This is a genomic window from Kushneria sp. AK178 (assembly GCF_053903105.1).
Genome location: NZ_CP096381.1, coordinates 3200401 through 3221671 on the forward strand (window position 1 = coordinate 3200401; position 21271 = coordinate 3221671).

At 65.0% G+C, this 21271-nt stretch carries 21 protein-coding genes; 6 read left to right on the plus strand and 15 right to left on the minus strand.

Going from position 1 to position 21271, the window contains the following annotated elements; all coding sequences use genetic code 11:
• Positions 1 to 120 precede the first annotated feature (120 nt).
• Positions 121 to 2115 carry a transketolase gene (gene tkt / locus M1D97_RS14750; RefSeq protein ID WP_456268455.1) on the plus strand — a complete coding sequence of 665 codons (1995 nt, stop codon included), beginning with the start codon at positions 121 to 123 and terminating at the stop codon, positions 2113 to 2115.
• A gap of 146 nt (positions 2116 to 2261) precedes the next feature.
• On the opposite strand, the gene M1D97_RS14755 is transcribed toward tkt, so the two are convergent.
• On the minus strand, positions 2262 to 3314 hold the full coding sequence (locus tag M1D97_RS14755; protein ID WP_456268456.1) for a class I fructose-bisphosphate aldolase: 1053 nt from the start codon (positions 3312 to 3314) through the stop codon (positions 2262 to 2264).
• A gap of 418 nt (positions 3315 to 3732) precedes the next feature.
• Between M1D97_RS14755 and M1D97_RS14760 the strand changes: the two genes are divergently transcribed.
• Together M1D97_RS14760 and M1D97_RS14765 are read left to right on the plus strand one after the other, a co-directional pair.
• Positions 3733 to 4896, plus strand: coding sequence for a phosphoglycerate kinase (locus M1D97_RS14760; RefSeq protein ID WP_456268457.1), 1164 nt, complete (start codon positions 3733 to 3735; stop codon positions 4894 to 4896).
• 130 nt (positions 4897 to 5026) lie between these two features.
• Positions 5027 to 5470: a hypothetical protein gene (locus tag M1D97_RS14765; RefSeq protein ID WP_456268458.1), complete on the plus strand. Its 444-nt coding sequence runs from the start codon at positions 5027 to 5029 to the stop codon at positions 5468 to 5470.
• 25 nt (positions 5471 to 5495) lie between these two features.
• On the opposite strand, the gene M1D97_RS14770 is transcribed toward M1D97_RS14765, so the two are convergent.
• From M1D97_RS14770 to M1D97_RS14780, 3 genes are all read right to left on the minus strand, one after another.
• A complete protein-coding gene (locus M1D97_RS14770) occupies positions 5496 to 7256 on the minus strand; it encodes a methyl-accepting chemotaxis protein (protein WP_456268459.1) in 1761 nt (586 codons plus the stop codon).
• 173 nt (positions 7257 to 7429) lie between these two features.
• On the minus strand, positions 7430 to 8272 hold the full coding sequence (locus tag M1D97_RS14775; RefSeq protein WP_456268460.1) for a M23 family metallopeptidase: 843 nt from the start codon (positions 8270 to 8272) through the stop codon (positions 7430 to 7432).
• Between the two features lie 49 nt (positions 8273 to 8321).
• A complete protein-coding gene (locus tag M1D97_RS14780) occupies positions 8322 to 9131 on the minus strand; it encodes a TraX family protein (RefSeq protein ID WP_456268461.1) in 810 nt (269 codons plus the stop codon).
• Positions 9132 to 9223: 92 nt separating this feature from the next.
• On the opposite strand from M1D97_RS14780, the gene M1D97_RS14785 reads away from it, so the two are divergent.
• A complete protein-coding gene (locus M1D97_RS14785; RefSeq protein WP_456268462.1) occupies positions 9224 to 10258 on the plus strand; it encodes an oxidoreductase in 1035 nt (344 codons plus the stop codon).
• Here the strand turns inward: M1D97_RS14785 and M1D97_RS14790 are convergent.
• The 7 genes from M1D97_RS14790 to M1D97_RS14820 all read right to left on the minus strand — a co-directional run bounded on the left by M1D97_RS14790 (position 10255) and on the right by M1D97_RS14820 (position 16120).
• Positions 10255 to 11064 carry an SDR family NAD(P)-dependent oxidoreductase gene (locus M1D97_RS14790; protein ID WP_456268463.1) on the minus strand — a complete coding sequence of 270 codons (810 nt, stop codon included), beginning with the start codon at positions 11062 to 11064 and terminating at the stop codon, positions 10255 to 10257. The genes M1D97_RS14785 and M1D97_RS14790 overlap by 4 nt on opposite strands.
• A gap of 35 nt (positions 11065 to 11099) precedes the next feature.
• On the minus strand, positions 11100 to 12578 hold the full coding sequence (locus M1D97_RS14795; RefSeq protein ID WP_456268464.1) for a protein adenylyltransferase SelO: 1479 nt from the start codon (positions 12576 to 12578) through the stop codon (positions 11100 to 11102).
• A gap of 133 nt (positions 12579 to 12711) precedes the next feature.
• Entirely contained in the window at positions 12712 to 13740 is a 1029-nt protein-coding gene (locus M1D97_RS14800; protein ID WP_456268465.1) for a metal ABC transporter solute-binding protein, Zn/Mn family, read from the minus strand.
• A 33-nt stretch (positions 13741 to 13773) separates the two neighbouring features.
• A complete protein-coding gene (locus M1D97_RS14805; RefSeq protein ID WP_456268466.1) occupies positions 13774 to 14655 on the minus strand; it encodes a metal ABC transporter permease in 882 nt (293 codons plus the stop codon).
• Complete coding sequence (locus M1D97_RS14810) at positions 14652 to 15419, minus strand: metal ABC transporter ATP-binding protein (RefSeq protein ID WP_456268467.1); 768 nt, start codon at positions 15417 to 15419, stop codon at positions 14652 to 14654. Before M1D97_RS14810 ends, M1D97_RS14805 begins: the two co-directional genes overlap by 4 nt.
• Positions 15416 to 15610: a hypothetical protein gene (locus M1D97_RS14815; RefSeq protein ID WP_456268468.1), complete on the minus strand. Its 195-nt coding sequence runs from the start codon at positions 15608 to 15610 to the stop codon at positions 15416 to 15418. Before M1D97_RS14815 ends, M1D97_RS14810 begins: the two co-directional genes overlap by 4 nt.
• Before the next feature lie 222 nt (positions 15611 to 15832).
• The gene (locus tag M1D97_RS14820; protein ID WP_456268469.1) at positions 15833 to 16120 is read right to left on the minus strand and encodes a DUF4235 domain-containing protein; all 288 of its coding nucleotides are present in this window, start codon (positions 16118 to 16120) and stop codon (positions 15833 to 15835) included.
• Positions 16121 to 16255: 135 nt separating this feature from the next.
• Here M1D97_RS14820 and M1D97_RS14825 point away from each other — a divergent pair, with 135 nt between their 5' ends.
• Both M1D97_RS14825 and M1D97_RS14830 read left to right on the plus strand, forming a co-directional pair.
• Positions 16256 to 16921, plus strand: coding sequence for an alpha/beta hydrolase (locus M1D97_RS14825; protein ID WP_456268470.1), 666 nt, complete (start codon positions 16256 to 16258; stop codon positions 16919 to 16921).
• Between the two features lie 213 nt (positions 16922 to 17134).
• A complete protein-coding gene (locus M1D97_RS14830) occupies positions 17135 to 17815 on the plus strand; it encodes an alpha/beta hydrolase (protein ID WP_456268471.1) in 681 nt (226 codons plus the stop codon).
• 59 nt (positions 17816 to 17874) lie between these two features.
• Here the strand turns inward: M1D97_RS14830 and M1D97_RS14835 are convergent, their stop codons facing one another.
• From M1D97_RS14835 to M1D97_RS14850, 4 genes are all read right to left on the minus strand, one after another.
• Positions 17875 to 19335 carry a sodium:solute symporter family protein gene (locus M1D97_RS14835; protein ID WP_456268472.1) on the minus strand — a complete coding sequence of 487 codons (1461 nt, stop codon included), beginning with the start codon at positions 19333 to 19335 and terminating at the stop codon, positions 17875 to 17877.
• Positions 19328 to 19540 (minus strand): hypothetical protein, encoded by a 213-nt coding sequence (locus M1D97_RS14840; RefSeq protein WP_456268473.1) that lies wholly within the window; start codon positions 19538 to 19540, stop codon positions 19328 to 19330. Before M1D97_RS14840 ends, M1D97_RS14835 begins: the two co-directional genes overlap by 8 nt.
• A 123-nt stretch (positions 19541 to 19663) precedes the next feature.
• On the minus strand, positions 19664 to 19933 hold the full coding sequence (locus M1D97_RS14845; protein ID WP_456268474.1) for a DksA/TraR family C4-type zinc finger protein: 270 nt from the start codon (positions 19931 to 19933) through the stop codon (positions 19664 to 19666).
• A 151-nt stretch (positions 19934 to 20084) separates the two neighbouring features.
• Complete coding sequence (locus M1D97_RS14850) at positions 20085 to 21143, minus strand: aldo/keto reductase (protein WP_456268475.1); 1059 nt, start codon at positions 21141 to 21143, stop codon at positions 20085 to 20087.
• Positions 21144 to 21271 lie beyond the last annotated feature (128 nt).

Here is a 21271-nt window from a genome sequence, read left to right on the forward strand (position 1 = left end):
CTCTTGTCGAATAGACAACTTTCGGAATCGATGCGGGTCCGGCAGCAGTAACGTCTCGACGTGCTTGATGAAGCCGCGGCCCCCTTTCATTACCACCAGCAGGCAGGAGTTTACTCAGCTATGACCTCGCGTCGTCACCTCGCCAATGCCATCCGTGCACTTTCGATGGATGCCGTGCAGAAGGCCAACTCCGGCCATCCGGGTATGCCGATGGGCATGGCCGATATCGCGGAAGTGCTCTGGAACGACCACCTCAGACACAATCCGGCCAACCCGGACTGGGCTGAACGTGACCGCTTTATCCTCTCCAACGGCCACGGCTCGATGCTGCACTATTCGCTGCTGCACCTGACCGGCTATGACCTGCCGATGGAAGAGCTCAAGAACTTCCGCCAGATTGGTTCGAAGACGCCGGGCCATCCGGAGCACGGCTACACGCCGGGCATCGAGACCACTACCGGCCCGCTGGGTCAGGGACTGGCCAATGCCGTGGGCATGGCCGTTGCCGAGCGTACGCTGGCCGCCCAGTTCAATCGCGACGGCCACGACATCATCAACCACCGCACCTGGGTCTTCGCCGGTGACGGCTGCATGATGGAAGGCATCAGCCACGAAGCGTGCTCGCTGGCCGGCCATCTGGGCCTGGGCAATCTGGTGGTCTTTTATGATGACAACGGCATCTCCATCGATGGCGAAGTCGCCGGCTGGTTCTCCGACGACACCGCCAAGCGCTTTGAAGGCTATCACTGGAACGTCATTCGCGACGTGGACGGCCACGATGCCGAGCAGATCGATGCCGCCATCCGCGAAGCGAAGGAGGTCACCGACAAGCCGACCCTGATCATCTGCAAGACCGTGATCGGCTTCGGCTCGCCCAACAAGGCCGGCAAGGAAGAGAGCCACGGCGCGGCGCTGGGTGACGAGGAAGTCGAAGCGGCTCGCCAACAGCTGGGCTGGGAGCACGGCGCGTTCGAGATTCCCGACGACCTCTACAAGGCGTGGGATGCCCGTGACAAGGGCCAGCAGCTCGAAGACGAGTACAAGCAGAAGATGGCCGAGTATGAAAAGGCCTATCCCGAACTCGCCAAAGAGCTTCAGCGTCGCTACAACGGCGAGCTGCCGGAGAACTTCGACGGCAATGCGCTGATCCAGCGCGCGCAGGAGAAGATGGAAACCACCGCCTCGCGCAAGGCCTCGCTTGCTGTACTCAACGAGCTGGCCCCCGATCTGCCGGAACTGTTCGGCGGCAGCGCTGACCTGGCACCGTCCAACCTGACGCTGTGGAAGGGCGCGAAAGCAGTCAGCAAGGACAACTTCGACGGCAGCTACCTGCACTACGGTGTGCGCGAATTCGGCATGGGCGCGATCGCCAACGGCATCGCCACCCACGGCGGCTTCATCCCCTATGACGCCACCTTCCTGGTGTTCATGGAGTACATGCACAACGCCGTGCGCATGTCGGCCCTGTCGCACACGCGCATCATCCACGTCTTTACCCACGACTCCATCGGTCTGGGCGAGGACGGCCCGACGCACCAGCCGGTCGAGCAGCTTGCCGATCTGCGCAACCTGCCGGGACTGGCCACGTGGCGCCCCTGTGACGCCACCGAAACCGCCGCCGCCTGGGTCGAGGGTCTCGAGCGTGAAACCGGCCCCACCGCGCTGATCTTCTCGCGTCAGGACCTGCCGGCCCAGTCGCGTGACCAGGAGCAGGTGAAAAACATCCGCCGCGGCGGCTATATCCTGCGCGACTGCGACGGCCAGCCGGACCTGCTGCTGATCGGCACCGGCTCCGAGGTCGATCTGGCCATGCAGGCCGCCGAGCAGCTCGAAGGCAAGGGCCACAAGGTGCGCGTCGTCTCCATGCCCTGCACCAGCAAGTTCGACGAGCAGGATCAGGGCTACCGCGACTCCGTGCTGCCGCCGTCGGTGCGCAACCGTCTGGCGATCGAAGCGGCCATCCCGTCGACCTGGCACAAGTATGTCGGCCTCGACGGCGATGTCTTCGGCATGACCACCTACGGCGAATCCGGCAAGGGTGGCGAGCTGTTCAAGCACTTCGGCTTTACTCCCGACAAGGTCGTCGAGCGCGCGGAAAGCATGCTCAAGGCGTAATGTCTCGCCACATCCGGGCGGCGCACGCCGTCCGGTCTCCCTTGTGATGGGTCAGTACCCGAGAGCGCATGACAAGGCCAAAAGAAAGGGCCCGGCAAGTGATTGCCGGGCCCTTTTGCGTATCGAAAAGCGTCAGGACAGCGCCATCAGGCGATGGTGACGTCCTTGTTCAGGTAGACGTCCTGAATCGCGTTCAACAGCGCCACGCCTTCTTCACGGCTCTTCTGGAACGCCTTGCGCCCCGAGATCAGACCCATGCCGCCGGCACGCTTGTTGATGACCGCGGTACGTACGGCCTCGCCCATGTCGGAGTGGCCCTTGGAGCCGCCGCCGGAGTTGATCAGGCCGGCACGCCCCATGAAACTGTTGACGACCTGATAGCGCGCCCAGTCGATCGGGTTGTCGCTGACGAGCTCGTCATAGACGCGATCGTGGGTGTGACCGAAGCCGACCGCGCGATAGCCGCCGTTGTTCTCCGGCAGCTTCTGCTTGACGATATCGGCATTGATGGTCGCTGCCAGATGAACCGCCTGGCTGGTCAGGTCGGAAGAGACGTGATAGTCGGTGCCGTCCTTCTTGAACTCGGGGTTGCGCAGGTAGGACCACAGCACGGTGACCATGCCCAGCTCGTGGGCGCGTTCGAACGCTTCGCTGATCTCCTGGATCTGGCGGCGGCTTTCCGGCGAGCCGAAGTAGATGGTGGCACCGACCGCGACACAGCCCATGTCATGGGCCTGCTCGACCTGCGCGAACAGCGTCTGGTCGTAGATGGCCGGATAGGTCAGCGTCTCGTTGTGGTTGAGCTTGACCATCATCGGGATGCGGTGCGAATAGCGACGCGCCACCGAGGAGAGCACACCCAGCGTGGAGGCCACGCAGTTGCAGCCGCCATCGATGGCCAGCTCAACGATGTTTTTCGGATCAAAGTATTGCGGGTTGGGGGCAAAGGACGCACCGGCGGAGTGCTCGATGCCCTGATCCACCGGCAGCATGCTGACATAGCCCGTGCCGGCGAGTCGGCCGTGGTTGAAGATGCTCTGCATGTTGCGCAGTACGTGCGGCGAGCGGTTGCTGTCCATCATGACCCGATTCACGAAATCGGGACCCGGCAGGTGCAGGTCTTCTTTCCTGAACCCGGCACAGGTATGGTTCAACAGGCTATCCGCTTCCTCTCCCAGCAGCCTGGCGATATCGGTCATTATCTTCATCCTCTTTTCTACGAAAGATTTTGCATTGCCAACGGCCAGTGCCGCGGCCTGAACAGCATAAGCAACTATACGTGGCAGTTCATGTCATGTTTTGTCAGTGGTATTCACGCATGAAAGGCGCTGTATCGCATGCCTGTCATGGACGACAACGTATTCGAAACCGCCATGACCGACTTGCATTGTGCGGCGCGGCCCGCCCATGCCACTTGGCCGCGGTGTGCGCTACCTTCCCGCCCTGGACCAAAGTCTCATGCTCACTCCCCGGCGGCGCACCCTGGCGCCCGGTGCGACTGTCTTCGTTTTCCGTGTCCCTGCTATGCTGAAGACAGTTTTCAAACCGGCCCTGTCAACACCGGGGCCATCGCACCGCTCAATGCAGACCACTTAACGCCAATACGGGAGTAGCGACATGACTGTGCGCAAGATGTCCGAGCTGAATCTCGCCGGCCAGCGTGTCCTGATTCGTCAGGATTTCAACGTGCCGATCAAGGATGGAAAGGTCACCTCGGATGCCCGCATTCGGGCCAGCCTGCCCACCATTCGCACGGCCCTTGAGCAGAACGCGCGCATCATGCTGATGAGCCATCTGGGACGCCCCACCGAAGGGGAACCCAGCGATGACGAGTCGCTGGCGCCGGTGGCCAATCATCTGGGCGAGCTTTTGGGCATGACGGTACGCCTGGAGCGCGACTACCTGGATCAGGATCCCGAAGTGCAGGAAGGGGAAGTCGTGCTGCTGGAGAACGTGCGCTTCAACAAGGGCGAGAAAAAGGATGACGAGTCGCTGGCGAAGAAATATGCCAGCCTCTGCGATGTCTACGTGATGGACGCCTTCGGCACCTCACATCGTGCCGAGGCCTCGACCCACGGTGTGGCCCGCTTTGCCCCGGACGCCTGTGCCGGACCGCTGCTCTCCTCGGAGCTGGACGCGCTCGAAAAGGCCCTGTCCAGTCCGAAACGCCCGATGGTCGCCATCGTCGGCGGCTCCAAGGTCTCGACCAAGCTGGAGGTGCTCAACGCCCTGTCCGACCGGTGCGATCAGCTGATCGTGGGCGGTGGCATCGCCAACACCTTCATCGCCGCCGCCGGTTACAACGTCGGCAAGTCGCTGTACGAGGCCGACCTGGTGGATCAGGCCAGGGCACTGATGGACAAGGTCAACGTGCCCCTGCCCATCGATGTGGTAGTGGCCACCGAATTCTCCGACAAGGCCGAGGCGGTCACCCGCAACGTCGATGAGGTCCGCGATGACGAGATGATCCTCGATGTCGGCCCGCAGACGGCACAGACCTACGCCGACGCCCTGCGCGAAGCCGGCACCATCCTCTGGAACGGCCCGGTGGGCGTGTTCGAGATCGAGCAGTTCAGCGCCGGCACGAAGGCCATGGCCCGCGCCATCGCCGACAGCAACGGCTTCTCGATCGCCGGCGGCGGCGACACCCTGGCGGCCATCGATCAGTTCAGCGTCACCGACGATATCTCCTATATCTCCACCGGCGGCGGCGCCTTCCTCGAATACGTGGAAGGCAAGACCCTGCCGGCCGTCAGCGCCCTGCGCGACGCCGCCAAATAGCGGGCTTGATGCGTGAAAGGGCCCTGTTCCCGCCCGGGAACAGGGCCCTTTTTGTAACACCGTTTTGTCACCATGTTTCCGTCACGCGCACACGGCGATACACTGCGACAAAGTGCAAAACAGGCCATCCATGAACAAACGACTCTTTTATGCCGGTAGCTGGCCCGATTCGGCCGCCCTGCTCGAAGGCGCCCTCTGGGTCGGCTATGGCTGGAGCATTCAGTGGTCGCTGGTCAATCATCAGAGTCTCGTCTTTTTGCTGACCACCCTGCTGGTGCTGGTCTGTGCACTCGCAACGCTGTCCTGGCAACCGCTGAAGCTGACGCTGTCACGCTACCGGGTCAGAAAGCGCCGCACCGAAATGTGGATGCACATCCTCTACCCCCCGCTGCTGCTGGCCCCACCCCTGTGGTGGCTGCTGGAGCGCCTGGTGGGCAGTCTGCCCGACGCCCAGCAGTGGACCCTGGCCTGTCTTTTGATGACGGTCGGCTGGCTGGTGTTTCTCATCTCGCTTTTGATCAAGCGCCTGATCCGCCAGTACCGTCAGTCGCTGGGCAAATACAGCGCCGACTGACGGCCCGGCGTCTCCCTGCTCTCCCCTAGAAGCTCGCCCACTCCTCGACTGCCGTCGTCCGGGACGGGGCACGGTCACTTCCGACGCTGGCGCCCTTTACGACAGGTGTCTGATGCCCGTTTCTGGATGCCGGGGCCAGGCGCGGCGCGGTAGCCAACCCGCGGGCCCGGCCGGTGTCTTCGGTGACCGGGCCCGCCGTACGGCCCAGACGAAAGACCGAGACGGCCTCGACCAGGGCCTGCGACTGCTGATAGAGCCGGCGGGACGCTTCACCGTTTTGCTCGACCATGTGGGCATTATGCTGCGTGGTCTGATCCAGCTGGCCAATGGCGTCGCCCACCTGGCTTACCCCGGTGCTCTGCTCGGCACTGGCGCGGCTGATATCGCCCATGATGTGGTGAACGCGCCTGATGGAGGTCACCACCTCCTCGATGGTCTGACCGGCCTGATCCACCAGCGCGGTTCCCTCTTCGGTACGGGTCACACTTTCCGAGATCAGCGCATTGATTTCACGCGCGGCTTCGGCGCTGCGGCTGGCCAGGTTTCTGACCTCGCCGGCCACGACCGCAAAGCCCCGGCCCTGCTCGCCGGCCCGGGCCGCCTCGACCGAGGCGTTGAGCGCCAGGATGTTGGTCTGGAAGGCGATATTGTCGATCACGCTGATGATCTCCGAGATGCGCCGGGCACCGTCGTTGATCCCCTTCATGGTGACCACAACGCTGTCGAACACGTCACCCCCCCGTTCGGCCACACCGGCGGCGCGGGTCGCCAGCTGTTCGGCATCGCGAGCGTTATCGGCATTCTGGCGCACCGTGGCACTGAGCTCTTCCATGGCGGCGGCCGTCTGCTCCAGCGCACTGGCCTGCTGCTCGGTGCGCGACGAGAGCTGACTGTTGCCCTGTTCGATATGACCGCTGGCATGCGCGACCTCATGAGCGGTGCGGCGCACGTTGGCCACCGTCTCCTGCAGACGATCGGTCGTACGGCTCAGGGCGGCCATGATGCTGCGATCCTGCTCACGGTACGTCCGGCGGGAGACGTCAAGCTCGCCACGGCCGATCGCCTCGGCCAGGGCACGTACCTCGCCGGGCTCGGCGCCCAGGGTGTTCAAAAGCCCTCGTGTGATCAGCGTGGCAATCGCAATGCCCAGCAGTACCGCCAGCACACACAGGGTAATCATGGTCGCCTGAAAGCCACCACTGATGCCGCGCACCACACTCGCCTCGGCCTGGTTCGTGGCCTCCTGATGATCGATAAAGGCATTGATCGCGGCCAGCCAGTCAACAAAGGCGGGGGCCGCCTGCGACAGCAGCAGGGCCCGGGCACCCTCGATATCCCCGGCCCGGCGCACGTCGAGTACGCGATCGATCAGCGGCATGGTGCGATCATGCACCGCATTGATGCCGGTCAGAAGGCGCCGGTCATCGGCTGAAAAATTCTCGGCGTCCGATGCCATGACCGCCATGCTGGCCGCAGCGGCCTGATAGTCGGCCGTTAGTTGATCGATCAGTGCGATGACCCGGGGCAGTGCCGCATCGCCCACCAGCGTGGCATCCCGCAGCGCAATGGCCCGGTCATGGACGCTGCCGCGATAGTCGATGGCGTGACGCTGCTGGACGCTGTTGACGTCGTTGATGCGGGCAAGCCCGCGGTCGATCTCGTCAACCCGCCACACCCCGATGGCGGTCAGCAATACGATCAAAAAGAGCACGGCAGAGAAGCCGAGGATCATGCGGGTGCGCACACGCATGTTCGAAAGAGTTGAAACGCCTGACGTCATGTCCATGTGAGCCACCCGGTTTATTAATGCACTCTATAGTAGTGCACTAGTTATATGAATAACCTTTATCGACCGGCGCCGTCAGGGCTTGAGGAACAGAGGCTCAAAATCTCCTATAGCGGCAATAGACGCTGCCACCGGCGTGACACGCCCGGCGGATGGCCGGGCTGATCAACGGATTACTGGCGCTTCAGCACCAGTAGCGGGTCGATACGGGTATCGAACCAGTTCATGCCCCAGTGCAGATGCGGCCCGGTGGCGCGGCCGGTGGCCCCCACTTCCCCGATCACATCTCCCTGCGCCACGCGATCCCCCACCTCAACATCGAGTTTTGACAGATGCAGGAAGTTGGAGCTGATGCCGTAGCCGTGATCCAGCAGCACCGTGCCGCCGGTCAGATACAGATCCGGATTGGCAAAGGTCACGATGCCGCCGGCCGGCGCCCTGACCGGCGTACCCGTGGCCGCGGCGATATCCATGCCCGAATGCGCCGAGCCCGGCGTGCCGTTGTAGACGCGTTGATTGCCAAAGCGTCCGCTGATGCGCCCCTTCACCGGCCAGATAAAGTCTTCGGTAAAGTCGGTGATGCGCTCATCGCGGGTGCGGGCCTCGCTGACGCCGGCCTGCTCGCGGCGAATGCGCTCGGCGATCTCCGGCGGCGGTGACACCGTTTTGGGCGGCACGCCATCGATGCGCTCGACGGGGAAATCGCGCCCGGTGACCCGAATGCCGACCGTCCGCGGCGATGCCCCGGGCGGGGTGATCGTCACCTCGCTGGCCCCCTCGGCCTCGCGGCCGATGCCGAAGACCACCGTGCCGTAGTCGGTCACGCCCAGCGTGCGCCCGGCATGCGTCACCTGGCTGCCGGGCGGCACCCGGCCGATTACCATGCTGCCCTGCGCCACCTGCTCGGGAAAGACGATGGGCACCTGCGTCTCGGCAGACGCGGGCCCGGCCACAAACGCGCTGACCATCATCAGCGCCGGTAACAGCCTCGACAGGGCGCGTCGCAGGACGGTCATTGAACTCATTGCATCAGGGAACATGGCATTACTCACTGTCGGGTGACTGTCAGACGGGCAGCATATAGGGGAGATAGACGATCAGCGCAATCAGGGCCAGATGCCCCGGGTACCAGGACAGCCACAGCCAGCGCGGCATGCGCACCACCCCCGGGATCCAGCGCGCCAGTCCCGCGGCGATCACCAGCACCACCAGGGTGGTCGAAAAGGCCACGCTCTTGCTGATCGTATAGATGTTGAGCTGGGCCGTGATCAGCAACACTGGCACGCCGGCCAGCCAGGCCCAGATGCGCGCCACACCGTGATCAAAGTGTTGATACACCGCCATCGCCAGCATGAAGCCCGGCACCATCAGAATGCCAAAGCGGCCGTACTCCAGCAGCGGGCCCACCGCGTACCAGGCAATGACGGAAAGCGCCACGGCGGCGGCACTGATTATCCGGGCGCGCATCTCCACGGGCGGCGCGACCAGCAGCTGGCGCAGCCAGGCGCCCCACACCAGCCCGAAGGCCAGCGTAAAGCAGACGTTGAAGACCAGCACGCTGGAGTAGCGCGGCATCAGCATATAGGGTAGCTGGGCCACCAGACCAATGATCAGGATACGGCGCGCATAGCGCATGGGGTTGCGGGTATCGAATACCCCGTGCCAGGCCACCATGGCGGCAAACAGGGGAAAGGCCACCCGGCCGATGGTCGAGCTGGCCCAGCCGAACTGCCAGGACAGTTCGTTGGAGAGCGCATAGCGCACCACGTGGTCCACGGTCATGGAGATCAGGGCCAGCCACTTGCCCCAGTCCGTCCAGCGGGATCGGGCGGCACTCGGGGCGGGCGCCGCGGCCCCGGCGGTTGTATCGGTCATGCGCGCTCCATCATCGGATCGAATTGGCGAAGGTAACACCATAAGCCGCAGAGGGCGCGGCGCAAGTCCACACAATGACACGGAGGTACGCCATGCACTCTCCTCTCAGGACCGTAATCATCGGCTATGGCCTGGTCGGGCGCGTCTTTCATGCGCCGCTGATCCGCCATACCGATGGCATGACGCTCGGGGGCGTGGTCTCCAGCCGTCCGGACGACGTCCACGCCGATCTGGGCGATGTCACCGTCTACGCAAACGCCGATCAGGCCTTCAGTGATCCGGCGGTGGATCTGGTCGTGATCGCCTCACCCAACGACACCCACACGGGGCTTGCCATGGCCGCCCTTCAAGCCGGCAAGCACGTGGTGGTCGACAAGCCCGTCTCGCTGGATGGCGAGGAACTCGAGCACATCACCACCTGCGCCCGCCAGAACAACAGGCTGTTCAGCGTCTTCCAGAACCGCCGCTGGGACGCCGACTTTCTCACGCTCAAGGGCCTGCTCGAGGCCGGCCGGCTGGGCGATGTCACCCGCTGCCACTTGCACTATGACCGCTTTCGCCCCGAGGTGCGCGACCGCTGGCGCGAGCGCCCCGGGCCCGGCAGCGGCGCCTGGTACGATCTGGGCGCGCATCTGGCCGACCAGGCCGTCACCCTGTTCGGCCCGCCAAAGGGCGTCTACGCCGACCTGGCCACGCTGCGCCCCGGCGGCGGCGCGGTGGATTACTTCCATGTCCTGCTGCGCTATGAGCACCACCGGGTCGTGCTCTCAAGCCACGCCCTGAGCGCCCATGACTTGCTGCGCTACGCCATCGACGGCACCCGCGCCTCGTATATCAAGCACGGCATCGACACCCAGGAGCAGACCCTGCGCGACGGTGGTATCCCGGGCCAGCCCGGCTGGGGCGAGGACCCGGTGCGCGGCGTGTTGTATCACGGTGACAGCGGCGACAGCGAACTCGTCGACAACGTCCGCGGCGACTACCGCGCCTACTATGACAACATCGTCGCGCATCTGGCCGGCGAGGCCGAGCTGCTGGTGACCCCCGAGCAGGCCTCTGATGTCATGCGCGTTCTCGACGCGGCCCATGAAAGCAGCGCCACCCGATGCGAGGTAGTGCTCGACTAGCGCCCACGCCCGGCCGAGCCCGGCGCCGAGATGAGCCGGTGGCGCTGGGCCTTTTGCGGCTCGCTCTCCATGCGGTTGAGCACCTCGGCCTCGTACTCCACCGAATGCCCACCGCCGTAGGCGGTGTCATGACCGCTCATCAGGGCCACATAGCCGTCGCGCGCCACATCGGCCGGGTCGAACTTCTCCATTGCGCCCACTTCGGTCTCGTCCTGACCGGCGCGGTGGAAGAAATTGGTCTCGGTCGGCCCGGGCAACAGCAGCGTCATCTGCACCCCCGAGCCCTGGATCTCGTTGCGCACGGCGTAGAAAAACGAGTTGATAAACGCCTTGGAGGCACCATAGATGGCCTCAAAGGGAATCGGCGTGGTGCCCGAGATGGAGGACGTCAGCAACAGCTTCCCGTCGCCACGCTCGACCATGGCCGGCAGCAGCCGCTTGGTCAGCTGCACCGTCGACATCACGTTGATCTGGATCAGCGAGAACTCATCCTCGAGGGCAGTGCCATCCACGAAGGCACCGCCCAGCCCGATGCCGGCATTGAGCGCGGCGACATCCAGCGGGCGGCCGCTGTCGATCACCGCCTGATACACCCGGTCGACCTCCTCGAACCGGGTCAGGTCCGCCGCGCAGGTCGTGACTGTCACGCCGTAGTCTTCCAGCAGCTCGCGCGTCTCTTCCAGATGGCTGCCGCGGGAGACGATCAAGAGATCATATCCGTCATTGGCAAGGCATTTGGCCAGTTCCAGACCGATTCCGTTGGTGGCACCGGTCACCAGTGCGAACGTCCTGTTCGATGTTGTCATCCCTGTCTCCTCTGGATACGTCGGGGGTAGCGGGGTCAGGTGCCGCAGAAGGTGCGAAACACAGCCTCATCCGGGCCGGCCGGCAGCGTCCAGGCCTCACGTCCGGGCTGCTCGTCAAACGGATGCGCCAGAATCCCGCGCAGCGTCTCGAACGGCTCGTAGTTGCCCTCGGCGGCGGCGCTCAGCGCCTGCTCGACGTGGTGGTTGCGCGGAATGTAAAGCGGGTTGACCGCATGCATGCCACGTGCAATCTCCTCGCCGCTGGCGGCTTCGCGCGCCAGACGCATCCGCCAGCGCGACAGCCAGTCGCGAATGTCGGCATCGTTGTCAAAAAGCGCCAGCAGGTCGTCATCGGCTGCCTCGTCCCGGGCGCACTCGCCGAGCTGACGAAACGTCAGGGTGAAGTCGGCGCGGCCGACGCGCATGGCCTCCTGCAGGGCCTCGATCAGTTCCTGATCGTTGTCCTCTTCATGATGGCGCAGACCGATCTTTTTTCGCATGACGGCAAGCCAGGCCGCCTGATACTGCTCGGAGAAGCCCTGCACCACCTCGGTGGCGCGTTCGATGGCGCGCTGCTCGTCCTCGTCAAACAGCGGCAGCATCGCCTCGCCCAGACGCGCCATGTTCCACTGCAGGATCACCGGCTGATTGACGTAGGCGTAGCGCCCGCCGGTATCGATCGAGCTGAACACGGTGCCCGGGTCATAGCGCTCCATGAAGGCGCAGGGCCCGAAGTCGATGGTCTCGCCGGCAATCGAGGTGTTGTCGGTGTTCATCACGCCGTGGATAAAGCCCACGCCCATCCAGTGCGCCACCAGTTCGGCCTGGCGCTGCTGAATCGCTTTCAAAAGCGAGAGATAGCGGTCCTGATCGGGGGTGTCGAGCAGCTCGGGGTAGTGGCGCTCGATGACGTGATCGGCCAGCGTTTTGACGGCGTCAAAGTCGTGGCGCGACCCGAAGTACTGGAAGGTACCGACCCGGATATGGCTCGAGGCCACCCGCGTGAGCACCGCCCCGGGTTCCGGCATGCGCCGCATGACCTGCTCACCGGTGGTCACGGCGGCCAGCGCTCGCGTGGTGGGGATGCCCATGGCATGCATCGCCTCGCTGACCAGGTACTCGCGCAGCACCGGCCCCAGCGGCGCGCGCCCGTCACCGCCGCGGGAAAAGGGGGTGCGTCCGGCGCCCTTGAGCTGAATGTCGCGCAGGGCGCCGTCGCGATCGGTGATCTCGCCCAGCAGTACCGCCCGACCATCGCCCAGCCGCGGTGAGAAGCCGCCGAACTGGTGACCGGCATAGGCCTGGGCGACCGGCTCGGCGCCCTCGGGCAGCTCGTTGCCGGAGAACCAGTCGGTCGCTGTTGTTTCGTCAAAGCGTGAGAGATCAAAACCGAGGGTTTCGGCCAGAGGGCGATTGAAAGCCACAAGCGCCGGCTGTTCGACGGTCACCGGCGTGAAGGGCTCATAAAAATGGGTGGGCAGGCGCGCATAGCGCAGGGTAAAGGTCGGAAACATGGTGACTCCAGCGGCAGAGACCGCGTATTGATGAAATGATCCGTCCGGATCACCAAGGGTAGAACATCACGGACGACAGGGCCCGGCACTCCTGGGGAGGCCGGGCCCTTTGCAAGTCGATGGCGCGCTGCGATCAGTCGTTGGTCTTCATGGCGCTGACCATCTGATCGACGTTGAAGCGAAACAGGTCAGCGTAGGTCGCGGCCGGGCCATCGGGCTCGGAGAGCGCGCCCACGTAGAGCTCGCCGCCGGGTCGGGCGCCCACCGCATTGGCGATCTGTTCCACCAGGCGTGGATCACTGGAGTTTTCGAAGAAGTAGCTGCCGATGCGCTCCTCCTTCATCTGGGTGATGAGACGGGCCACGTCGCGTGCCGAGGCCTCGCTGTCGGTGGTCACCCCCAGCGGGGACAAGAAGGTCACCCCGTAGCGGTCGCCAAAGTAGCCGAAGGCGTCATGGGAGGTCAGTATCCGGCGCTTGCCCTCGGGCACCGCATCGATCTGCTCGCGCGCGTAGTCGTCCAGCGATTCGAGTTCCTGCTTGTAGGCATCCCCGTTGGCGCGGTATTCCTCGGCACCATCCGGGTCGGCCTTCGACAGCGCCGCCACGATACTGTCGACCCACACCTCGACGTTGGCCGGGCTGTTCCAGACGTGCGGGTCGACCCCGTCATGATGGTGACCGTCGTCATGACCGTGGTCGTGCGCCTCATCGTGCCCATGCTCCTCACCGTCGTGTCCATGGCCGTCATCGTCCTGATCATGGCCGTGGGCATTATCAGGGTCGCCGCCACCGTGACCATGGCCCTCATCGCCCATCCCGCGGGCATGAATGTTCTCGGAGACGACGACGGGGTCTGCCTTGAAGCCGGAGGTCGCGATCAGGCGGTCCATCCACCCCTCAAGACCGAGCCCGCTCATGAACACCACGTCAGCATCGCGTATCCGGCGCACATCATTCGGGGTCGGCTCATAGGCATGCGGGTCGCCGTTGGGGCCGATCAGGCTCGACACCTCGACGCGGTCACCGCCAACTTCACTGACCACATCGGCCAGGATGGTAAAGGAAGCGATCGCCTTGACCTCCGCGGCCTGCGCCACGGCGGCCGACAGCGGCGACAGTGCCAGCATGGCGGCGCCGGCCCACCAGACTCTGATGTTCATGCATGTTCCCCGTATGATGGTGAAAATCCCGGCCTAGCCGGCCAGATGCGGCCGTGACAGACGCTGACGCACAATGCCCAGCCGCCCGAACAGAAACGACAGCAGATAGATCCCGCTGGCCGAGAGCACGATGGTCGGCCCCGACGCCACGCCGGTATGAAAGGAGATGTTGAGCCCGACAATGCCGGCCAGAAAGGCCACCAGCATGGCGCTGAACATCATGCCCGGCAGGCTGACCGCCCAGAAGCGTGCCGCGACCGCCGGCAGCATCATCAGCCCCACCGCCATCAGCGTGCCCAGCGACTGAAAGCCCGCCACCAGATTGAGCACCACCAGCAGCAGAAAGAGCACGTGATAGAGATGCCCGCGCCCGCCGACGGCGCGCAGAAAACCGGGGTCGAAGCACTCCATGACCAGCGGTCGATAGATCAGCGCCAGCAGCACCAGCGTCAGCGACGAGATGCCGGCGATCAGATAGAGCGCCTCCTGATCGATGGCCAGAATCGTGCCGAACAGCACATGCAGCAGATCAACGCTCGAGCCCCGCAGCGACACGATCAGAACGCCGGCGGCCAGTGAGGTGAGATAGAAGCTGGCGAAACTGGCATCCTCGCGCACCGCCGTCGTGCGGCTCACCAGCCCCGACAGCAGCGCCACCGCCAGCCCCACGATCAGACCGCCGAGCCCCATCGCCGGCAGCGACAGCCCCGCCACCAGAAACCCGATCGCCGCGCCCGGCAGCACGGCGTGGCTCATGGCGTCACCGACCAGGCTCATGCGCCGCAGCATCAACAGCACGCCCACCGGGCCCGATCCCAGCCCCAGCGCCATGCAGGCCACCAGCGCCCGGCGCATGAAGCCGAACTCCACAAAGGGCGCCAGCGTGGCGTCATAGGCCATGGTCACAAGGCTCATGCCTGCTCCTCGTGCAGTGCACAGGTATGGGCATCCTCGCGCCAGGACTCCTCCATCATGTTGGCGCGGCGCAGGTTGTGGGGCTGCAGCACCGTCTCGGTAGCCCCCCAGGCGATCGCCTCGCGAGCCATCAGAAGCGTCTGCGGAAAGCACTGGCGCACCTGGGACATGTCGTGCAGCACGGCGATCACGGTGCGGCCGTGCTCGTGCCAGTGCCGGATCAGCGCCAGCAGATCGCGGGTGGTGCGCTCATCGATGGCGTTGAAGGGTTCATCCAGCAAAATGACCGGCGCATCCTGCAGCAGCAGGCGGGCAAACAGCACGCGCTGGAACTGCCCGGAGGAGAGCTCGCTGATACGGCGCTGCTCGAAGCCGGTCAGACCGACCTTGTCGAGGGCCTCCAGGGCGCGGGTGACATCCCTGCGTTTCATGCCACCGAACACGCCCAGCCGGTGCCAGTCGCCCATGGCCACGGTATCAAACACGCTCAGGGGGAAACTGCGATCGACCTCGGCGGCCTGGGGCAGATAGCCGTAGCGGCTGGCCGCCATGCCGGCACGGTCGATGCGCCCTTCCGAGGCCGCCATGGTGCCGGTCAGCGCCTTGATCAGGGTGGACTTGCCGGCGCCGTTGGGGCCGATAATGGCCGTCAGGCTGCCGGCCTCGAAGCTGCCGGTCACATGATGCACGGCCGGATGGCGCTGGTAGGTCACCGTCAGGTTGTCCAGGTGAATGGGCGCGCCTGTGGTCTCCGGACAGCTCATGGGACAGCCACCGCCCAGCGCACCATGATCCACAGGCCGGCCAGCCCCGCGGCGGCCAGCAGCAGTCGCCAGCCGACCGAGGACGCCAGCACGGAGCGTTGGCAGCGGTTCATGACATGATCATCGCGCGAGCGCACCGCATTGGGCGAATCAGCCCCGGAAGAGACGTTATGAGAGCATTGACGAGACACGATGTGATTCCATGACGACACGGTGCCGAGCGAACCGCCGCTCGGCACCCGGGATGTTATAAAGTATCATTGCATGCCACACACGGCAGTGCAATCGCTCTGCGCCGCGGGGCGGTGACCGCTCGGCACCGCCGTCGCAATTCGGGCAGGCCCTTTTCCCATCGGGTCGTCGGCCGACAAAAGCGCCGCCGTGACGGCAGCGCCGCGCGATCACACGTGACATCAATCCTCGATATGCGCCAGCAGCCGCTGCCCGCGCCGTGAGCGTCGGGTGCGCCGCAGGCCGGCCGAGGCCATCTTCCAGCCCACGATGCGGGCCACGCCCACGACCGTGCCGCTGGCCGCGCCCCACACAATGGCCTGACGCCACTGGATGTCGTCACGATCGGGGTTGACCGGTGGCTCGAAGGCGCCGTGGCGAAAGCCCTTTTTCAGGGTCTGACGCATGGCGATTCCGGTCACCGCGGCCGTGGCGGTGCCGACGATGGTCCAGAGGGTATGAGGTTTCATGGCAGTATCCCGTTGAGTGGTCAGTGACAGCCCTTCAAGCCTGGCCGATCCCGCGGGTTGCCACCAGCGCCATGGACAGCCCCGGCATTGTCCCGCACCATCCGGACATTCCCTTGCTGACCCACAGGACCTCTCATGACCGACCAGCCCCCCGTGATCTTCGAGCCCGAACAGACACCGGCCACCGCCGTGGTCATCATCCTCCACGGTCTGGGCGCCAGCGCCCACGATTTCGACCCGCTGGTGCCGGCCCTGTCGCTGCCCGACGATCTCGCGGTGCGCTTTATCTCCCCTCACGCCCCCACGCTGCCGGTCACCGTCAACAACGGCATGACCATGCCGGCCTGGTACGACATTACCAGCATGGCGCTGGAGCGCGAGATCGATGAAGCCCAGCTCAAGGATTCGGCAAAACGCGTACAGCGCCTGATCGACGAGCAGATCGCCAGCGGCATCGACAGCCGCCGCATCGTGCTGGCCGGCTTCTCCCAGGGCGGCGCGGTCGCCTATGAAGCGGCCCTGACCTACCCCGAACCGCTGGCCGGCGTGCTGGCCATGTCGACCTACTTCGCCACATCCGAAAGCATCGACACCGACCCGGCCAATCGCGACACGCCCATCGAGATCCATCACGGCACCCAGGACCCGGTCGTCGACGAAACACTCGGCCGGCGCGCCGCCGAGCGCCTCACCGACATGGGCTACGCGGTGGAATACCGCACCTGGCCGATGGCGCATACCATCAGCGCCGACCAGGTCCCGGCGATTCGTGAGTGGCTGGTCAAGCGGCTGGGCCAATAAGCGCCGCCGCCACGCGCGCATGAGCGTCTTCAGCCCGCCGACACCAAAGTCTGGGCAAGGGTCGTCATGCCGGGCATCAGGGAACTCATTCCCGCCATGCCGCGGCGATTAAACACGGCAATGGCGAGGCTGAGTGCCTTTTACAGCACGGACATGAGATCACGCCGGCGTCATCCTTGAGACATCGCTTCCATTGTCTCTCAAGGTGTCGACATGTCCTTTGCCCAGTCCTCGATCATCGAACCCGTCAGCGGCCGTCCGGCAGATGCCTGCGTTATCTTTTTGCACGGCCAGGGCGGCAGCGGTTATGACTTCGAACCGCTGTTCCATGCCCTGAGCCTGCCCGCCAGCAGCGCGGTGCGCTTCGTGCTGCCCGGTGCGCCGATGCGCCAGCTCGAATGCCGTCAGGGCGAACGGGCCAGCGCCTGGTATGACGCCGCCCCCGGCGAGATCGCCGGCAGCCACGCCCAGCAGCAGATGATTGACGCCGTGCGCCAGGTCGAGATGCGTATCGACAGCGCGCTGGCCGATGGCATCGATGCCAGCCGCATCATTCTGGGCGGCTTCGGCCAGGGGGCGGACATCGCCGCCCACGCCGCGCTGGGCTATCGCAAGGGACTGGGCGGGCTGATGATGCTCTCCACGGCCCTGAACACGATGCCCTCGACCACCCACGACGCCAACCGTCACCTCCTGATCACCATGCATCACGGGCGCCAGGACCCCATCGTGGGCGAGGCCTCGGCCCGTCAGCGCGCCGGTGAATTCACCCGCATGGGCTACAGCGTCGACTACCATGCCCACGCCATGGGCAACGAGTTCTGCGCCGATGAGCTGTCGCAGCTGCGCGCCTGGCTGGTCACGCGCTTGATTCGTACCCGCCTGGTCGCCTGATCGGCCCCGGCGCCTGAACCACCGCGCCGCCTCTCGGGGCGGCGCGGTCGTGTCCGGGGTTACGGCGTCTGCCGGCCGGCGGCGATCTGCATGAACCGGTCACCGTGCCGGGGCGGACGGGTGATCAGACTCGCACCGATATACAACAGCGCCGCGAGTGGCAGCCCCCACAGCCCCGACGGCAGCCCCAGCGGTTTGATGCCGGTGACAAAGCTGGCCAGTACCAGCGCGCCGGCGCCCACAATGCTGACCAGCGCCCCGGCAGCCGTCCCCCGGCGCCAGAAAAAGGCGCCCACGATGGCCGGCACGGCCACCACCAGCCCGCTGGAGGAGGCCACCGACAATATCGCGATCAGATCCAGACGCAGCTCGGCAAAGCCCAGCGCCATCAGCGCAATCAGCGGCATCACCCACTTGCCCAGTCGGAGCTGGGCCTGCTCACCATGCTCGCCCGTGGCAGGGGCACGGATGTCGCGGGCGATCATCGACGCCAGCGTCAGCATGATGGAATCGATCGTCGATACCGCCGCGGCCAGAATGCCCACCATCACGATCACCCCCAGCACCGGCGGCACATGGCGGGAGGCCAGCAGCGTCGGCGTGGCCAGATCGGCACTTTCAAGGTCCGGAAAGGCGACCAGCGCCGAAAAGCCCCACAGCACCGAGACCAGGGTGTAGACCAGGCCGAAGGCCAGAAACCCCAGCAGCATGCGGCGCATGGCGGAGAGATCCCTCGGCATGAACAGACGCTGGCTGACCTGCGGATTGGAGAGGCTGAAAAAGAACCAGGGCAGGGTCAGGCCCAGAAAGTTGATCAGGCTGAACGTACCGCCGCCCGGCACCACCAGCGACTGCGGATGCTCCCGGGCCAGGCGGTCAAAGAGCACGCCGAATCCGCCCAGTTCATGGACCACCAGCAGCGCCACCAGCGTCGAGGCCACGATCATGAACAGCGCCTGCAGCGAATCGGTCCAGGCCACCGAGCGCATGCCGGCCATCCGCGAAAAGACAATGGCAAGCAGGGTGGCCACCACCACGCCGGTGGTAAACGACACCGCCCCATCGCTCATGCCGGAGAGCAGATAGCCCACGCCGGCCAGCTGCACCGAGGCATAGGGGATCAGAAACAGGCAGCTGGTCAGCGCCACCGCCATGCTTACGCCGCGGCTCTCGTAGCGATGCCCCAGCATCTCCGCCGGCGTGACAAAGCCGAAGTGGCGCCCCACGGCCCAGAAGCGCGGCCCGAAGATCGCCACCAGCGACACGCCGGCAAAATAGAGAATCTCGAAGCCCAGCGCCCCGACGCCGCCAGCGTAGGTCAGCCCGGCCAGCCCCACCATCATGAAGGCCGAGTAGGTGGTGGCGCTGTAGCTCAGTGCCGAGACCATGCCACCCATCCGGCGACCGCCCAGAAAGTAGTCGGCCATGCCGGTGCCCTGCCCCCGTCGTGAACGCCAGGCCACGATCAGTGACACCACCAGATAAAACCCCACCGCACTCCAGATCAGCGACTCACTCATGCCGATCTCCCTGCCCCTGCCGGTCTGCCGGCGCCCGGAAATGCCGCGTGGCAAGGGCGTTGATCACGATGACCACAACGCCCGTGACGCTCCAGAGCAGAAAGCTGCCGTACCAGGCATGCACTGTCGAGAGCAGCGTAAAGGGCACCACCACGGCGATCATGATCACCAGTGACATGATGCCGACCCAGCGTGACGTGGCCATCTCGTCTCCTCGCGTTCGATTATGAGGCGCCAGCATAGCGCGACGCCCTTATGTTCGAAATAAGCAAAAGTGGTAGAAACACAAAAAAACCGGCCCGGGGGCCGGTCATGACTTGTTGCCCGATCAGCGCAGCTGGCTGTCCTTGCTGCCGCGGCGGTTGACGCCCGAGGTCCGGCTGGCCTGACGGTCCTCTTCGGCCTGACAGTTCACGCACAGGCGAACGCCGGGAATCAGCTCGCGCCGGCGCTCGGGAATGGGCGCCTCGCACGCCTCGCAGAACTCGAGACTCTCGCCGTGATGGGCCAGACGGCTGCGCGCCCGCGCCACCCCCTCCTCCACGGTATCGTCGATCTGATCCTGTACCGCACCATCTCGTGTCCAGCCACCGGCCATGATGCTCCCTCCTGATGCTGAAAAACCGGGCATTGAAGACTTGCCGCGCCTGCACTAATGAAGTGCCCGGGCCCTGCGCGACTCATGATGATCAGCATAGCCCGGTTTCGCTTCGTTCGGCAGCCCTGCGAAAGTTCCCCCTGAGACGCCGTCAGCCGCGCTCGGCCAGCTGGTCGCGGCGCGCTTCACCCTGGCGCTCCAGCATCCAGCCGGGGTATTCCGCAGGCAGGGCACTGACGGTATCCAGCCGTGCCAGCTCCTCCTGCGTCAGCTGAATCTCGATGGCACCGAGATTGTCCTCCAGCTGCTCGAGACGCTTCGCCCCGACGATCACGCTGGTTACCGCCGGCTGATGCAGCAGCCAGGCCAGCGCAATCCGCGCCACCGACACCCCGCGCTTTTCGGCCATCGGCGCCATCGCCTCGATACAGTCAAAGGCGCGCGAGCGCTCGACCGGCGGAAAGTCGAAACTGGCACGGCGCCCCTCGCCGCCGCTGTCGTCGCGACGGTACTTGCCGCTGAGCAGACCACCGGCCAGCGGGCTCCAGACCATCAGACCGAGGCGTTCGCTCTCGAGCATGGGAATAAGCTCCCGCTCCAGATCGCGCCCGGCCAGGGTGTAGTAGGCCTGCAACGACTCAAAGCGGTGCCAGCCGTTTTGTTTCGCGATACCCTGCGCCTTCATGATCTGCCAGGCGGCCCAGTTGGAGACGCCGATATAGCGCACGTGACCGTGTTCCACCAGCGTATGCAGGGCACGCACCGTCTCCTCGATCGGCGTGGCCGGGTCAAAGCCGTGGATCTGATAGAGATCGATATGATCAAGCTGCAGCCGCTTCAGGCTCGCCTTGACCCCTTCCATGATGTGAAAACGCGAGGCGCCGCGATTGTTGACCGCCGCGCCACCGGTCGTCTGATCATCGCCGGTCGGGCCGAACACCTTGGTGGCGACCACCACGTCGTCGCGATTGACGCCCAGATTCTTCAGCGCCTGACCGGTCATCACTTCGGACTGGCCCTGCGAATAGACATCGGCGGTATCAATGAAGTTGATGCCCGCCTCCAGCGCCCGGCCCACCAGCCGATCGGCATCCGACTGCTGCAGATCCCCGATCCGGCTCCAGAGATCGCCCTGGCCGCCGAAGGTCATGGTGCCGAGACAGAGCTGTGAAACAAAAAGACCGGTATCGCCCAGTTTGCGGTAACGCATGCTGTTCTCTCCCATAAAGGCGTGTCGTGTGACTGCCCTGACAGTGTGGCCACCCCTGTCCCGTCGTGCTGGCACGATAGGCCGCCATACTTGCCCATTCCTGCCTCGCGCTGGTCTGCCCTCATTCA